This window comes from Arthrobacter sunyaminii (genome assembly GCF_018866305.1).
Classification (GTDB): Bacteria; Actinomycetota; Actinomycetes; order Actinomycetales; family Micrococcaceae; genus Arthrobacter_B; species Arthrobacter_B sunyaminii.
In genome coordinates this window covers 1,116,634-1,132,988 of the sequence record NZ_CP076456.1, presented here as the reverse complement: position 1 = coordinate 1,132,988, position 16,355 = coordinate 1,116,634, and the positions used below count along the sequence as shown (strand labels likewise).

At 67.4% G+C, this 16,355-nt stretch carries 11 protein-coding genes; 6 read left to right on the top strand and 5 right to left on the bottom strand.

Translation table 11 applies throughout. The annotated features are described in order from the left end of the window. Positions 1-29: 29 nt before the first annotated feature. Positions 30-974 (bottom strand): 16S rRNA (adenine(1518)-N(6)/adenine(1519)-N(6))-dimethyltransferase RsmA, encoded by a 945-nt coding sequence (gene rsmA / locus KG104_RS05000; protein WP_104055211.1) that lies wholly within the window; start codon positions 972-974, stop codon positions 30-32. A gap of 246 nt (positions 975-1,220) precedes the next feature. Between rsmA and KG104_RS04995 the strand changes: the two genes are divergently transcribed. Beyond that, positions 1,221-2,444, top strand: a complete 1,224-nt coding sequence (locus tag KG104_RS04995) for a helix-turn-helix domain-containing protein (RefSeq protein WP_207347444.1) — start codon at positions 1,221-1,223, stop codon at positions 2,442-2,444. Between the two features lie 92 nt (positions 2,445-2,536). Here the strand turns inward: KG104_RS04995 and KG104_RS04990 are convergent, their stop codons facing one another. Beyond that, the gene (locus tag KG104_RS04990; protein ID WP_207347443.1) at positions 2,537-3,649 is read right to left on the bottom strand and encodes a resuscitation-promoting factor; all 1,113 of its coding nucleotides are present in this window, start codon (positions 3,647-3,649) and stop codon (positions 2,537-2,539) included. Between the two features lie 371 nt (positions 3,650-4,020). After that, positions 4,021-4,923, bottom strand: a complete 903-nt coding sequence (locus tag KG104_RS04985; RefSeq protein ID WP_104055208.1) for a TatD family hydrolase — start codon at positions 4,921-4,923, stop codon at positions 4,021-4,023. A gap of 138 nt (positions 4,924-5,061) precedes the next feature. On the opposite strand from KG104_RS04985, the gene KG104_RS04980 reads away from it, so the two are divergent. Genes KG104_RS04980 through KG104_RS04970 form a run of 3 tightly spaced genes read left to right on the top strand, consistent with a single transcriptional unit; the run spans position 5,062 to position 10,127 of the window. Continuing rightward, positions 5,062-6,138: an AAA family ATPase gene (locus KG104_RS04980; protein WP_104055207.1), complete on the top strand. Its 1,077-nt coding sequence runs from the start codon at positions 5,062-5,064 to the stop codon at positions 6,136-6,138. Positions 6,139-6,195: 57 nt separating this feature from the next. Then, the gene (locus tag KG104_RS04975; RefSeq protein WP_207347442.1) at positions 6,196-7,683 is read left to right on the top strand and encodes a DUF58 domain-containing protein; all 1,488 of its coding nucleotides are present in this window, start codon (positions 6,196-6,198) and stop codon (positions 7,681-7,683) included. Continuing rightward, a complete protein-coding gene (locus KG104_RS04970; RefSeq protein ID WP_207347441.1) occupies positions 7,680-10,127 on the top strand; it encodes a transglutaminase TgpA family protein in 2,448 nt (815 codons plus the stop codon). The genes KG104_RS04975 and KG104_RS04970 overlap by 4 nt, the downstream gene beginning before the upstream one ends. Positions 10,128-10,187: 60 nt before the next feature. Here KG104_RS04970 and KG104_RS04965 read toward each other — a convergent pair whose 3' ends face one another. Together KG104_RS04965 and rsmI are read right to left on the bottom strand one after the other, a co-directional pair. Next, positions 10,188-11,669, bottom strand: coding sequence for an NAD-dependent succinate-semialdehyde dehydrogenase (locus KG104_RS04965; RefSeq protein ID WP_104055204.1), 1,482 nt, complete (start codon positions 11,667-11,669; stop codon positions 10,188-10,190). A gap of 154 nt (positions 11,670-11,823) precedes the next feature. After that, on the bottom strand, positions 11,824-12,648 hold the full coding sequence (gene rsmI / locus KG104_RS04960) for a 16S rRNA (cytidine(1402)-2'-O)-methyltransferase (protein WP_258060144.1): 825 nt from the start codon (positions 12,646-12,648) through the stop codon (positions 11,824-11,826). A 160-nt stretch (positions 12,649-12,808) separates the two neighbouring features. Here rsmI and KG104_RS04955 point away from each other — a divergent pair, with 160 nt between their 5' ends. Both KG104_RS04955 and KG104_RS04950 read left to right on the top strand, forming a co-directional pair. Further along, positions 12,809-14,446 (top strand): dolichyl-phosphate-mannose--protein mannosyltransferase, encoded by a 1,638-nt coding sequence (locus KG104_RS04955; protein WP_237688671.1) that lies wholly within the window; start codon positions 12,809-12,811, stop codon positions 14,444-14,446. A 12-nt stretch (positions 14,447-14,458) separates the two neighbouring features. Continuing rightward, positions 14,459-16,303: an AMP-dependent synthetase/ligase gene (locus KG104_RS04950; RefSeq protein ID WP_237685397.1), complete on the top strand. Its 1,845-nt coding sequence runs from the start codon at positions 14,459-14,461 to the stop codon at positions 16,301-16,303. Positions 16,304-16,355 lie beyond the last annotated feature (52 nt).

Sequence of the window (16,355 nt, the reverse complement as noted above, 5' to 3'; positions counted from 1 at the left end):
CGCCGTTAATGCGCCCGCCGGAGCCAGCGTTAGGACGCTTCGCCGTCGGGCAGTGCTTCGGTCTCCGGTCCGGACGGATCCCCGGCGTTCGCCGGCGCCTGCGCCCCCTTGGCCTCCGCAATCCGGGCAAAGGCATGGATGTCGATGACTTCGCCCCGGGCACGCGGGTCCACCCCGGCCGCAACAAGCGCGTTTTCGGCCTGGGCCGGGCTCCCTGCCCAACCGGACAGAGCAGCGCGCAGCGTCTTGCGGCGCTGGGCAAAGGCGGCGTCGATTACGGCGAAGACCTCTTCGCGGGTGGCAGTGGTGGGCAGCGGATCGTGCCGGGTGAAGCCCACCAGCCCGGAAGCGATCTTGGGCGCGGGCCAGAACACGTTCATGCCGATCACGCCGGCCTTGCGCATGGTGGTGTACCAGGCGGCCTTCACTGACGGCACGCCGTAAACCTTGGATCCGGGGACCGCAGCCAGCCGGTCCGCAACTTCGTCCTGAACCATGACCAGACCGTGCTGCAGGGACGGGAAGCGCTCCAGCAGATGCAGCACCACGGGAACGGCCACGTTGTACGGAAGATTGGCCACCAGTGCCGTGGGCTCAACGGGAAGCTCGGTGATCCGCATGGCATCGCCGAGGACCACGTGCAGCTGGTCCGCCTTCTCGGGCCGCCATGCCTTCACCGTTGCGGGCAGCCGTCCGGCAAGCACAGGATCAATTTCGACGGCGACCACGGCCTTCGCTGCATCCAGCAGTCCCAGCGTGAGGGATCCCAGGCCGGGCCCCACCTCCAGCACGGTTTCTTCCGGTCCGACGCCGGCGGCGGCGACGATGCGCCGGATGGTGTTGCCGTCAATGACGAAGTTCTGGCCCAGGGTCTTGGTGGGGCGCACGCCCAGCTCGTCGGCCAGGGCGCGGATGTCAGTGGCACCCAGCAGCGGTTTGACCGGAGGACGGGAAGCGGAGGCGGATTCAGTCACCTAGCAATACTAGCCGAGCACCGTGTTCCTACCGATGGGGCGCTAGTCAGGCCAGTTACCCACCGCGGCGCCTGCCCGCAGGCGGAATTCATTCCTCTTCATCGTGTTTCCTTCCAGAATGGGGCACCACCCTGCCCCCGCCAAAAATCGGTCGGTAGCATTCCAGCCGAGGCACTCTTCCAGTGTCCCCCAGCCCCGGAACGGCGGTAATGACATATGGGCAAAACCTTCGGAAACCGACTTCAATTGGCGCGCACGGAACGCCTGCTGACCCAGGAAGAGTTGAGCGGCGACGTGTTCCTGGCTCGCGATGTGTCGATGCTTGAAAAGGGCCGGCGGGAGCCGTCCGGCGGGGCCATCCGGTTTCTGGCGGAACGGTTGACCGCGGTGCCGGGCTATCCGCACCCGAGGGCAGGCGGGGACAGCCGCCTCTTCCTGGAGTTCTCTGCAGCACAGGCGTGGGATGAGCGGAATTACCAGGCCGCACGAAGGTTGTCCCAGCTGGCGGCGGATGCGGCGCTGGTGGAGCAGGACCCTACCGGATGGTGGGAACTGTCCTTTATGGCGGCTGCGTGCCTGCGCCGGCTGCACGACTATCCGGCCTGCATCGCAGAGGCGGAACGGCTGGCACAGCACCCCCTGGCAGCGGAGGGGCAACCGCTGCGCCCGCAGGCTGAGGCCTTGCTGGCAACCGCCTGCCAGGGAGCCGGACGGCTGCCCGAGGCTGTCAGCCATGCCAGACGCGCACTGGACATTGGCGTGCTGCTGCGGCTGAACGCTGATCAGCTCATCGAGGTATATCAGGCACTCATCGCTGCCCTTTCCGAAAGCGGTCTGCAGGAGGAAGCGTGGGGCCACTGCCAGGCATTGCTGCTTCCGCTGCTGGAGGCAGCGTCGGATGCCCAGACGGCGGGAAAGGGGTTTTGGGCGGTGGGCAACGTCGCGTTCCGCCGGGGCGATACAGCCGCCGGCCTCCGGTACCATGCCAGAGCCGGTTTCCTCCTCAATCCCGACACGGATCTGGAAGCCTGGGCTGCGTTTAACCGCTCTTCGGCAGCCATGCGTCTTGCCGAGGGACTGCACGACACCGCTACCAGCCGGCTCATGGACCATGCCGAGACTGCCCTCTCAGTGCTGGGCGGCACCGAGGAAGACCTTCTGGAGAACCTGCACAGCAGGGGCCGGTGGCATCAGCTCTCCGGCAACCATCAATCAGCCGTGCAGATCCTTACCGATGTGTACGCCCGGCGGGCGGCGCTCTCCCCCCAGGGTGCCGCCGAGGTGGCCCTGCACCTGGGCTTGAGCCGGGCTGCCCTCGGAGAAATGAGCACTGCGGTGCAAATGCTGGAGGACAGCGCGAAGGCCTTTTTCAACGCCGGAGCCCTGGACCGGGCAGACCACGCAGCCCGGTTGGCGAGCCAGGCGCGGGCCGGAGCCCCTGTCGGGTTAACCGCGAGGACCGGAACCTGATAACAGGTTCCGGTCCTCGGGGAACTGGCAGCGCTCTGTGCCCTTAGCCCTTAGCCCGGGCGGGCACAACAGGCGGGGGAACTCCCGCCCGGTTAGAGCAGGCCCAGCTTGGCGGCGCAGGACGGCCAGTGGCCCCAGCCGCCGTTGGCGCGAAGCTTTTCTGCTACGGCAATCTGCTGATCCGGGGTGGCCCCGGCCGCGATGGGCGCGTACTGGCCGCCACCGGCACCAAGCCAGCTGGAGACACTGAACTGCAGGCCGCCGGAATAACCATTGCCGGTGTTGATGTGCCAGTCTCCGCCGGATTCACACTGGGCCAGAGCCGCCCAGGTTCCGCCGGAGGGAGCGGCGCCGCCCGGAGAGGCAGCCGGGGCCGGTGCCGCGGCCGCGGGTGCCGGTGCGGGCGGGGTTTCCTTCTTCTTGGTACCGACTGCGATCTTCGCGTCAACCGGCTGCACGGAGACGGTTTCACTCACCAGGGTCCGGCTGACCTCACGGCCGTCAACGAGTTTGATCGCGAAAACTGCGGCCTTCTCGCCCGGCGTTCCCTTGACCGTCACCTTTTCTTCGCCCTCGTAAAGGTTGGGGTCCGGCACTTCAGCGGTTTCAAACGGCAGGGCTTCGGTGACTGTGACCTTTTCGCCGGCCGTGACGCGGGTAATCTTCAACGCCATGCCGTCCACCAGTGCGGCGGACTCAGGAGCCGAGAGGCGGTCCGTTGCCGCGAGTTCAATGCCCGCTTCGTCCAGCAGCTCCTCCACCGTCTCCGCTGTGGTGGGGCGGTTGTAGGACTTGCCGTCCATCACCATGGTGACTGTCTTCGGAGTGGAGATCGACAGCGGATCCTGAAGTCCGGAGAGGGCCGTGTCCAGGGAGGCGGACACTGCAGAGTTGGAAGCTACCCGAAGTTCCGACACCAGATCCGCAACGGTCTGGCCGGTGGTGCTTACTGTGTGGCCCTGGCCGTCCAGGGTTACGTCCACGGACTTGGCCTTGGAGACTTCAATCCGGGTTCCGTCGCTGACCTCGCTGGCCAGGTCGGGGCTCACCCGGTCTGCCTCGGTGACCTGGACATCTGCTTTTTGGAGAACTTCAGCGACTGTGCCGCCGAACGTCTTGACGTCGCTGGTCTGGCCGTCGACGCTTAGTACCACTGACTTGTTGGTGCCTACAAAGGCCACCAGCCCCAGAATGAGGGCGACCATAACAACGGCCTGCCCGGTTAGTTTTACCCCACGCCTCACGAGTGCATGTGCCACGGAATCCCAAACGTTCATAGTTTCCGGGCACGGGGATCAGGGCGCGTGGCAGCCGATGTCCCCGGGTCTCACGGGGCGACTCTGTGCGCAGGCAAGGAACCTCTGCCGCAACCAGGCACAGATGTGGCGCGGCGCTTCGGCTGAAGCGTGCGCACACCTGTTCACAGGACGGTGTGTGGTTCGATATCAGTTCCGGCGCCTTCCCCGACCCCGGCTAATAGGTCCCCACCGTAACCGAACCGTGACCTGAGGGCAAACCGAAGTTTTGGCCGGTCCAAGTGATACCTGTGCCGTACGTGGAAACTTCCCTACCGGGGCTAGGCCCATGAACCGTAGGTACGGACCGTGTTTTCCACCAACTGCGTTCCCAGTTCAGCCAGGTCCGCTCCGAGTTCTGCGGCCATGAACCGGACGGTGTAGGGCACCATGTAGCTGGCATTGGGCCGGCCGCGGAAGGGGTGCGGCGTCAGGAAGGGGGAATCGGTTTCCACGAGCAGCAGCCTCCGGTCGGCCACGGCGAGCGCCTCCCGGAGATTCCCCGCGTTCTTAAAGGTGACGGTGCCGGCAAAGGACATGCTCCAGCCATGCTCATTGCAGGTTCTGGCCAGATCCGCATCACCGGAAAAGCAGTGGAAGACCACTTTCTCCGGGGCCCCCTCTTCCAACAGCACACGGACAACGTCCGCGTGTGCGTCGCGGTCATGGATCTGCAGGGCCAGCCCCAACCGCTTGGCAATGTCGATGTGCCGGCGGAAGGAATACTGCTGCCGCTCAACGCCGTCCGGGCCGGTGCGGAAGTAATCCAGTCCGGTTTCGCCGATGCCCCGGACCCGGGGATGGCCGGCCAGTGCTTCAATTTCCTCGAGCGCCGCGTCCAGGGTCCCCTCCCCCGCCAGTACGGGGGCATCGTTGGGGTGAATGGCCACCGCTCCCAGCAGCCGCGGTTCCTCATCCAGGATCCGGACAGTGAACCGCGAAGATTCCAGATCCGTGCCTACCTGAACAGCACCCCGGACTCCCGCCGCGGCGGCGGCGTCCATGGCCGCCCCCACTTCCGCGGTGCCGGCCCCGCCGGGGGCAAAGTCCAAATGGGTATGGTTGTCAATCACGGGCACCGGCAGGGGCTCCGGCCCGGGAGGATAAGGTTTCCCGGTGCCGGACGCAAAGTCCAGATAGGCCGCAGGGATTTCGCCCGGAACATAACCACTGTCATTGCACATGTCTTTAACCCTAAGTGAGCTTGTAACCTGTATTCACATGAGGCCGCTGCCGAACCGGCGGAGGGCCTGTAGCGTCGCACACCGGATCCCCCTGGTCAGGGCACCGGAGTGCGATTTCCCGAGGCTTGGAAGGTATCCATGGACGCTCGAACTCCAGCTGCAGCCGCCGCTCCCTTTGCCGGTGATTCACCGGGAACGGAGGTTCCCGGGCCTACGGCTGGATGGAACCGGGCCGCAGGAGCGGGATACAGTGCCGACGCATTTCACACCGCGGCGTCCAGCATCCTCGCCGCAGTCAATACTGTCATTGACGGCAAGAAGGAAGCAGCCTCACTGGTCCTGACCGTGCTGCTGGCCCAGGGCCATGTCCTGCTGGAGGACGTGCCCGGCGTCGGAAAAACGCTCCTGGCCAAGACGCTCGCCCGGACCATTGACTGTTCGGTGACGCGGATCCAGTTCACCCCGGACCTGCTGCCGTCCGACGTCACCGGCGTGTCCATCTACAACCAGGACGCCCACCGGTTCGAGTTCCGCCAGGGCCCCATCTTCGCCAACATCGTGATCGGAGACGAGATCAACCGCGCTTCCGCGAAGACCCAGTCCGCGCTGCTGGAGTGCATGGAGGAGCGGCAGGTGACCGTCGACGGCGGGACCTACCGGCTGGCCGAGCCCTTCATGGTGGTGGCCACCCAGAACCCGATCGAAATGGAAGGGACCTATCCCCTGCCCGAAGCCCAGCGGGACCGGTTCATGGCCCGCATTTCCATGGGTTATCCGGACACGCGGTCCGAAATTGAGATGCTCGAAAGCCACCAGTCCACGTCGCCGCTGGACGCGGTCTCGGCAGTGGTCGACGTCGGTGAAATTGCGGCCATGACGGCCCGGGTGCGGGATATCTTTGTCTCCTCCGCCGTAAAGGAGTACACGGTTGCCATTGGCCAGGCGACCCGGGAGCATCCCCATCTGCGCCTCGGTGCCAGTCCCCGCGCCCTGCTGCAACTGCTGCGCGCCGCCAAGGCCCACGCCGCGCTGGCGGGGCGTGACTTTGTCCTGCCCGATGACATTTCCCGCCTCGCTGATCCCGTGCTGGCCCACCGCATCATCCTGGACCGCAAAGCCACCAGTTCCGGCGATACGCCGTCGGGCCTGCTCTCACACCTGCTCGCACGCGTTCCCGTTCCGCGCAGTCCCGCCGGCGAGCGCCTGAGGCGGTAGGGGCGCGGCGGGACGGCTGAGGCAGCACCACCGGTACACCACCAGCGGGAAGGCTCCATGGACTTTGCAAGCGCAGCACGGCTGCTGACGGCGCGCGGCTGGGGTCTTGTCGCGGCCGGGGCCGCCGCCCTCCTGACCGCCCACATTATGGGCCGCCGGGACGCACTCATCCTGGGCCTGTTCCTGCTCGCCCTGCCGCTGCTTTCGGCGCTGGCGCTGCGGCTGGTCAAGCCGGTGTTCCTGGTTGAACGCACCTTCAGTCCGGCCACCGTGGAGACCGGTGTCCCCGCCCGGGTGATGCTCTCGCTGCGCACTCCCCGCCCGGTCCGGCAGAGCGCCTCCATGCGCGAAGGCCTCCCGCTGCGCTTCGGACAGAGTCCGGTGTTCCGTTTTCCGGCCCGTTTTCCGGATGCCGACGGCGCCAGCACCTACGAGTACCAGCTGCGCTCCGCCCGGCGCGGCATGTTTCCGATCGGACCGGTGACGGCGGAGTTCACCGACCTATTTGGCCTCTCCCGGAGGCTGCACACCCTCGGTGCCACAGATCCGCTGGTGGTGTCCCCGGCACCCCAGGAGCTGCCGGCCGCGTCGCTGGGCGGCCCCCGGGGGACGGAGGGATCCGTTTCCAATCCCCGCCGCGGCAGCCCCAGCGAAGATGACGTCTCCACCCGCGAATACCGCGCGGGCGATCCCATGCGGCGGGTCCACTGGGCGGCGACTGCCCGTCACGGCGAACTGATGGTCCGGCAGGAGGAACCCGTCACCTCCCCCAGCGCCACGCTGCTTCTCGATTCGCGGCAGTCCTGCTTTGCGGGCGGCCTTGGAACGCCGCTGTGGACGGACCCCGCCGCCGGAAACGGGCTGTCCACCTCCGAGTCCTTTGAATGGGCGGTCACAGCATCCGTTTCAGCTGCCGCCTTCCTGCTCGACAACGGCTACTCGCTACATCTGCTGGATGCGTACGCACGGCCCGGTCTCGGCCGTTCCCCTTCCACCCCCGATCCCCTGCAGTGCGATTTCAGCGGCGCCGCAGGGCTGCAGGACATCGCAGAGGGCCTGGCAGCGCTGGAACTTGAGGCGCGGCCGTTTGAACGGCAGGCGGACACGGGCAAGGCGGCGGTCCCCGGGTCCGTGCCCGCAGCCCGGTTCCGGGGAATTCGCGCGGTCCGCGGCGCCCACAGCGCCGGCACGGCCAGCCCAAAGGGAGCGGACCCGTCACCGGCCGAAAACCGCCGCGCCTTCGGTTCCGGGCTGGCGGACACTTTGGCCCAGCGCCGACGCGGCCCCCTCGTTGCGGTTCTGGGCAGGCTCACGGCCGACGACGCCGCCCGGCTGGCTCCGGCGGCAGACTATGCCACCCTGGCCTGCGCCGTCCTGGTCACGGACCGGCTCCAGGAGGCGGGGCCGGCGCTGGCCGTCCTGCACGCCGCCGGCTGGCAAGCCGTTGCTGCTACCCCCGAATCCGATCTCGCGCGCTGCTGGGCGGCCTTCGCTTCCGCCGCCCAGCCGGTAACTTCATCCCCCGGTCGGGAGGACCGCCCATGACTGATGTGCTGTCCCGCCCCGCGGCCAACGCCCCGGCCGGGCCTCCCCCGCCGCCGCGGGCCAAGATCCGGCCGCCGTGGGAGTGGACCGCCGCCGGAGCAAGTGCCGCAGCCGTCCTGCTCTGCAGCCTCAGTCTGCACGGAGTCCTGGACGGCTGGAGCTGGTTGCCGCCGCTGACCCTCACCACGGCCGCGGTGATCGCCGCCATGGCTGCGGCACGCAGGTTCCGGTTTCCCACCGCACTGGTGCCGGCGGCAGGTCTGGCAGCGCTCGCCGTCGTCCTGACCTGGTTGTTTGCCGCCTCGACGGCGCTGCTCGGGCTGCTGCCCACCGGGGCGACGCTGGGGCGGGGCAGACAGCTGCTCACCGAAGCCCAAGCGACCATCATGAACCAGGTTCCGCCGGTGCTCGCCGACTCCGGGATCGTTTTCATTGCCTGTTTGGGCACCGGACTGATTGCACTGCTGGTGGACACACTGGCCACTACCCTGCGCATGCCTGCAGCCAGCGGCCTGGGGCTGCTGTCCCTGCTGATCGTGCCGGCCGTCCTGAAGCCGGAGAGCATCGGCGCGCTCCCCTTCATCCTTGCCGCAGCCGGATACCTGCTCATCCTGGCCACCGGGGCCTGGCAGGAGCGGCCGCACCGGCCGGGGGACGCCATGCGGCGCCCGCCGCGCAGCCAGGTGGGCACGGCGGCCGGCATCGGCGCCGGTGCCATGATCCTCGCCCTGTGCCTGCCCGCAGCGCTTCCGGGCTTTAACCAGGGCACGTTTCCGCAGGGCTCACGACTGAACATCTGGACCGGCCAATCCGGCCTCAACCCGGTGGTGGCGCTGGGCAATGACCTGCGACAGCCCTCAGCCTCCGGCCGGATCCGGTATGCCACGGATTCTCCTACTTCGCTCTATCTGCGATCTACCACTTTGGAGGACTTCTCGGGCCGGCGCTGGGCACCGGATCTTCGGGAGGACACCCGACGGCGGGGCCTGCAGGACATGTCACCGGCCGAGGTGAACGATCGGGCGCCCGCCATGTCAGTGGTAACCACACGGGTCAGCTCCGAGACCTATGTCAGTCCCTGGCTGCTCGCCCCCTACGCTCCCCAGCGCGTGTCCGGAGCCCTCGGACCGTTCAGCTGGGATCCCAAAACCATGACCGTCATCTCCGGGGACAACACGGAGCGCGGGAAGTTGGACTACGAGGTCCAAAGCTTGGCGCCCAACTTGTCCCAGGCTGACCTGCAGGGCCTGGCTCCGGCATCCAAAGACGCCGTGGACCCCGTTTTCACCTCGCTGCCCGAGGACCTGCCCGCAAGTATCCGGGACGCCGCGGCGGCTGCCACGGAGGGAACCTCCGGACCCTATGAACAGGCCATGGCCATCCAGGCCTACCTCCGCGGGCCGGCGTTCAGCTACTCGCTCGATGCTCCGGTTGAGGGCGGATACGACGGGAACGGTATTGATGTCCTTGACCGGTTCCTGCAGGAAAAATCCGGCTACTGCACTCATTTCGCCGCTGCCATGGCCGTCATGGCCAGAGAGGCCGGCATTCCCAGCCGCATGGCGCTGGGCTTCGCTCCGGGGCGGTCCACCGGTAATTCCTTCCCGGGCAACGACGGCCAGGAGCTTCGGGAGTTCGAAGTGGATTCCCGCGATGCGCACGCGTGGCCGGAACTGTATTTCGAAGGGCTGGGCTGGGTGCGGTTTGAGCCGACCCCGTCCCGGGGATCAGTGCCTGCCTACGCGGTGGAGCCCCGCTCGAACCCCACCCAGGTCCGCGACGACGAGCGGGACCTGGAAGCGGGAAACCCGGTACTTCCCGAGCCCCTTCCCGAAACCTCAACCAGCGCGGCCGCCCCTGAGGCTGCCGCCCCGCCGCAGCCGGAAGAGACCCATGCCGGGAGGTTCGCCGGAGTTGGATTTGGCCTGGCGGCAGCCGCCGGTGCACTGCTGAGCCCCTGGCTGCTGCGCCGGCGCAGGCGCAGCATCCGCCGGCGCCTCCTCGGACCCGGACAACCGGCACGCGGCCGCGCGGGTGCTTCCGGAGCCGGCGGGGCGGGGCACGGGCACAGCCTCACCGGGCCCGCAACCCTGGCCTGGGAAGAAGCGGCGGACACCGGAGTGGACTACGGCCATGTCCCGCAGAAGGCCGAATCTCCCCGCGCCTACGCCCTGCGGCTGGCGCACGAGGCCGGACTGGCGGACAACTCCGCGGCAGCGCTGGAGCGGCTTCGGGCCGCTTATGAACACGAAGTGTATGCCGCACCGGCTGCACGGCCGCAGGGCGCGTCCGGAGCAGCCCGAGACCTGCCGCCGGACCCCGGAGCAGGGCTCTGGTCCGATGTCACCGCTGTCCGGCAGGGGCTTCAGGAATCCGCCACTTGGGGCGCAAAACTGCGGGCCCGCTTCTTCCCGGCCTCCCTGGCCTCCCGGTTCCAGCGCTGACGGACAGGCTGCACTGACCGGCAGTACGGTACGGGAGACCGGGAGCCCGGACAGTCCGGGCTAGACCGCGGTGGGGTCAGCGATGCCGATGTACTGCGTGTACAGGTACTCCTCGATGCCCTCGGCGCCGCCTTCACGGCCGAGCCCGGACTGCTTTACCCCGCCAAAGGGAGCGGCGGCGTTGGAGACCACGCCCGCGTTGAGTCCGAGCATCCCGGTTTCCAGCTTCTCCCCGATCCGCAGCCCGCGGTTCAGATCCTCGGTGAAGACGTAGGCCACCAGGCCGTACTCCGTGTTGTTGGCGAGTGCCACTGCTTCATCCTCAGTGGAGAAGGTGACGATCGGGGCCACCGGACCGAAGATTTCTTCCCGCAGGATGCGCGCATCAGGAGCCACGTTCTTCAGCACGGTCGGCTGGTAGAAGTAACCCGGGCCGTCCACCGGTGCGCCGCCCACTACGGCGGAGGCGCCGCCGTCGACCGCGTCCGACACCAGGGCGTGGACCTTGTCGCGGGACTTGGCATCAATCAGCGGGCCGATCTTGGACTCGTCCTCGGTACCGCGGGCAGTGGTCATGGCGCCCACCTTCGCCGCGAACTTCTCCGCGAACTCGTCGGCAACGGACTCGTGCACAATGAAGCGGTTCGCCGCCGTGCAGGCCTCGCCCATGTTGCGCAGCTTGGCGGCCATGGCGCCGGCCACGGCCTTGTCCATGTCAGCATCCTCGAAGACCACGAACGGGGCGTTGCCGCCGAGTTCCATGGAGGTGCGCAGCACCCGGTCCGCGGCGTCGCGGATCAGGCCCTGGCCCACGGGGGTGGAGCCGGTGAAGGAGACCTTGCGCAGCCGCTCGTCCTTCATGATCGGGCCGGTGACGTCGCCTGCGGACGTAGTGGAGACCACGTTGAGGACGCCGGCCGGCAGCCCTGCCTCCATCATCACCGCTGCAAAGAGCTGGGAGGTCAGCGGGGTGAGCTTGGCGGGCTTGAGCACCATGGTGCAGCCTGCGGCAACGGCGGGGGCGATCTTGCGGGTGGCCATGGCCAGCGGGAAATTCCACGGGGTGATCAGCAGGCACGGTCCCACGGGTTTCTTGTTCACCATCAGGCGGGACTTGCCGTCCGGGGAGGTGCCGTAGCGTCCCGAGATGCGGACGGCTTCCTCGGAGAACCAGCGCAGGAACTCGGCGCCGTAGGTGACCTCGCCTCGGGCTTCGGCCAGAGGCTTGCCCATTTCCAGGGTCATCAGCAGGGCAAAGTCCTCAGCCCGCTCGGTTACCAGTTCAAAGGCGCGGCGCAGGATTTCCCCGCGTTCCCGCGGTGCGGTTTTGGCCCAGGAGTCCTGCGCGGCAGCGGCGGCGTCCATGGCGAGGGCGCCGTCCCCGGCACTGGCGTCGGCGATGCTCAGCAGCACCTTCCCGGTGGCCGGATCCTCGACGTCGAAGGTCCTGCCGCCCTCGGCATCCCTCCACTCGCCGTTGATCAACAGGCCGGTGGGGACCTGAGCCAGCAGTTCGGCTTCGCGGTCAGCAGTAATACCCATGGAATGCCTCCAAGATTCGACGTCGTTGCCCGGGCCGGAAGACCCGTCATCTGTGTTCACCGTATGCGGGTGCCGTTGCGGCTGTAAATGCGGAAGTGCACCATGGAGTTACCGTGACGCTGTGCACTTGGCCAAAGACCGGACGGCTGCAGTCCTAGCCGCGGGCGGCCAGCACCGCCGAGTACAGCTCCCGCTTGCTGATCCGGGCGTCCTCCGCGACGGTGGCCACGGCGTCCTTCAGGCGTGCGCCCTGGGCCACCAGGCCGTTGACCGCCGCAACGTGGTCTTCGGGCAGCTCGGGGGCAGCCTCGCCGGCTCCGGCGACGACGACGGCGATCTCCCCGCGCACCTCGGAGGCCTCAGCCCATTCCAGCAGTTCACGCAGCGGGGCACGGAGCACCTGCTCGTGCAGCTTGGTCAGCTCGCGGGCGACGGCGGCCCGCCGGTCTCCGCCGAACGCTGCGTCCAGCGCGCGGAGCATCGGTTCCAGACGGTGCGGCGCCTCAAAGAACACCATGGTGCGCCGTTCTCCTGCCAGCTCGGCCAGCCGTGCACTGCGTTCGCCGGCCTTGCGGGGCAGGAACCCTTCGAAACAGAACCGGTCGGTCGGCAGGCCGGAAAGCGCCAGGGCGGTCAGGACCGCGGACGGACCGGGAGCTGCGGTGACGGTGAGGCCCTCGCGGGCTGCGGCCTCCACCAGCCGGAAACCCGGATCGGAGACCGCGGGCATGCCGGCGTCGGTCACCATCAGCAGGGTGGCGCCGCCTCGCACCATCTCCAGCAGGTCCGCCGTGCGGGTGGCCTCGTTGTGCTCGTGGTAGCTGATGATCCGGCCGCTGGTGGTGATCTTCAGGGCGGACACCAGCCGGTGCAGGCGGCGGGTGTCTTCCGCGGCGATGACATCGGCGGTCTCCAGCAGCCCGATGAGCCGGTTCGTGGCGTCTCCCATATTGCCGATGGGAGTGGCGGCCAAAACGATCTGCCCGCCGCCGGTGCGGGCGGCAGCGGCGGCCGAACCGCCGTCGTTCTGCGTGTTTTGGGAGGTGCCGGGGCCGGTGGTCTGCTTGCTGGAATTCACCATCTAACCCTACGCGAGTTGGGAACATTGGACGCCCCCCGGCACCTATAGAGTGGTGCGGGTGAGCCCGACCGTGACCGAGACCCCAGCCCCCGGAGCAGCACCGCTGGTGCAGGATCCCCGCCGCGCGTACAGCGGTACCCAGCTGCGGAACCGGCTGCTGGGCTGGGCGCCGGGCACCTCGTTCACCCTGGGCGTCTGGGGCTGGATCCTGCCCCTGGTGTCCACGGTGATCGGGGCGGTGCTGCGTTTTGTCCGGCTGGACGAACCGCATTCGCTGGTATTCGACGAGACCTATTACGTCAAAGACGCTTATTCGTACCTGATCTCGGGTTATGAACGGCAGTGGCCCGAAGACGCGAACGCGTCCTTCAACGCGGGCATCCCGGGCGTGCTGCTCGCCGACCCGGAATACGTGGTGCATCCGCCCGTGGGGAAATGGATGATCGCTGCCGGGATGGCGCTTTTCGGTGCGGACAACAGTTTTGGCTGGCGTTTCGGCGCCGCGCTGACCGGCACGCTCACCGTGCTGCTGGTGGGACTCATTGCCGTCCGGCTGTTCCGCTCCCCGCTGCTGGGCGGCATCGCGGGGCTGCTGCTGGCCGTTGACGGCCACCACTTGGTGATGTCCCGCACCTCGCTGCTGGATGTTTTCCTGACGTTCTGGGTGGTGGCGGCTTTCGGCGCCCTGCTGCTGGACCGCGACGACGGGCGGCGGCGCCTGGCCCGCCGGCTGTCGGCGGCGGCCGGCGGCAGTGCACCCCCGGCAGCCGCCCTGCTGTACGGTCCGTGGCTGCTGTGGCGGCCCTGGCGACTGGCCGCCGGCGTCTGCCTCGGGTTGGCGGTGGGCACCAAGTGGTCTGCGCTGGCCTTTGTCGCCGTTTTTGGCCTGATGACCGTGCTGTGGGATGTCAACGCGCGCCGCGTCGCCGGCATCCGTGCCTGGCCAGCGGCAGGACTGCTCAAGGACGGCGTGCCGGCATTCTTCACCGTCATCCCGGCGGCAGCCCTCACCTATCTGGCCTCATGGACGGGCTGGCTGCGCTCGGCGAATGCCTACGACCGCAACTGGGCGCAGGACAACCCCTCCGAAACGTGGGGCTGGCTGCCGGACTGGCTGCGGTCGCTGGCGGAATACCACCGCAGCGCATACGCCTTCCATAACAATCTCAGCTCGGAACATGCGTACGAATCCAGTGCCTGGACCTGGCTGTTCATGGGCCGGCCCACGTCCTTTTTCTACGAATCATCAACCATGGGAGCCGGCGGCTGCACCGCGGACAGCTGCTCCACGGCCATCTCCTCCGTCGGCAACCCGGTGATCTGGTGGTCCGCTGCACTGTCCCTGCTGGTCCTGCTCTTTTGCTGGCTCGGCCGCCGGGATTGGCGCGCCGGCGCCATCCTGGCCGGAGTTGCCGCGGGCTATCTGCCCTGGTTCGCCTATCCGGAGCGCACCACGTTCTTCTTCTATTCGGTGTCCTTTGAACCGTTCCTGATCCTGGCGCTGACCTACGTGCTGGGCCTGGCCCTGGGCCGGAGTACTGATCCGCCGGCGCGCAGGAGGACAGCCGGTTTGGCGGTGGCCGTGTTCCTTCTCGCCGCGGTTCTGGTCTCCGCGTTCTTCCTGCCGGTCTGGACGGCCGAAACTATCCCGTATTCTGACTGGCGGCTGCGTATGTGGATGCCCAGCTGGATTTAGTCTCATTTACCCATGTGCGCAGCACAGAAAGAGAGGCCAACGGTGCGCGAATCCGCCACTGATTTACTGGTCCATCTCCCCGAGAAGTCGAACATCACCGACATCCTGGTGGGACTCCATGCGAAGACCCCCAACCACCCCCTGTTTTCGCTGAAGAACGGCACCGGCTGGAAGAACGTCACTGCCGACGAATTCCTGACGCAGGTCAGCGAACTGGCCAAGGGGCTGATCGGCCTCGGTGTGCGCCCCGGCGACAGCGTGGCCGTCATGTCCAAGACCTGCTACGAGTGGACCCTGGTTGACCTCGCTGTGTGGTTTGCCGGCGCGGTCACGGTGCCCATTTACGAAACGTCCTCCCCCTCCCAGGTGGAGTGGATCATCCAGGATTCCGGCGCCGCACACGTCTTCGTCGAAGATGCGCGGAAAGCGGCGGTGGTATCCGCCGCAGTGGCCTCGGGAGACCTCGACATTGCGCTGTGGCAGATGAAGGCCGACGGCGGCGAGGGAACGTTTGAGGAGCTCATCGCCGCGGGCGCTTCGGTGGACGATGACCGGCTGGAAACCGCCCGGACCACCGCAAACCTGGAATCCGTGGCCTCCATGGTTTACACCTCCGGCACCACCGGCCGTCCCAAGGGCTGCGAAATCACGCACGGCAACTTTGCGCTGTTCGGCGTCAACATTGTGGAGTTCCTGCCGGAAATGCTCAAGCACAAGGACGTCAGCACGCTGATGTTCCTGCCGCTGGCCCATGTACTGGCACGCGCCGTGCAGGTGGGCTGCCTTGCCGCCGGGGTGCGCGTAGGCCACTCCGGCAGCGCCGCGGACCTCATGGGCGACCTGAAGTCCTTCCAGCCGACCTTCCTGCTCGCCGTGCCCCGGATCTTCGAAAAGATCTATGCAGGAGCGCAGCAGTCCGCGGAGGCCGCCGGCAAGGGCAAGCTGTTCACCGCCGCAGCGGACACCGCCGTCGCCTATTCCACCGCACTGGATGCCGCAGCCCGCGGCGGCAAGGGACCCTCCCTTGCGCTGAAGGCACGCCACAAGTTCTTCGACAAGACCCTCTACCCGAAGGTCCGCAACGTCTTTGGCGGCAAGCTGACCCACGCCATCAGCGGTGCGTCCGCGCTGAGCCCGCAACTGGCTCACTTCTTCCGCGGTGCCGGGGTCATGGTCCTCGAGGGCTACGGCCTGACGGAAACAACGGCTCCGGCCACCGTGAACACCGTCCCGCTGGCCCGGGTCGGTTCGGTGGGCCTGGCGCTGCCGGGCAGCAGGATCCGGATTGCGGACGACGGCGAGGTCCTGATCGCCGGGGCCGGCGTCTTCAAGGGCTACCACAACAACCCCGAGGCCAACGCTGCCGCCTTCAGCGGCGAATGGTTCCATTCCGGGGACACGGGTTCCCTGGACGACGACGGTTTCCTGACCATCACCGGCCGGAAAAAGGACATCCTCGTAACCGCCGGCGGCAAGAACATTGCCCCCGGACCGATGGAGGAGAAAATCCGTGAGCACCGTTTGGTGTCACAGGCAATCGTGGTGGGCGAAGGCCGGCCGTTTGTGTCAGCGCTGCTGACCCTGGACGACGAGGCGCTGGCGGCCTGGGGCCGCGAGAACGGCGTGTCGGCGGTTGCCGCTACGGCTGCCGATGACCCCCGGGTCCGCGCCTCGCTGCAGGAAGCCGTGGATGCGGCCAACGCAACGGTTTCCCAGGCCGAGCAGATCCGTAAGTTCACCGTTTTGCCGCAGGACTTCTCGCTCGAGTCCGGTCACCTGACGGCAACCCTGAAACTGCGGCGCAATGCCGTGATTGCGGATTACTCTGCCGAGGTGGAGAAGCTTTACCAGAAGTAAGCCTGCACGCCGCTCACCAAAAAAGCTGCACGCCTCCGGAAGGAGACGTGCA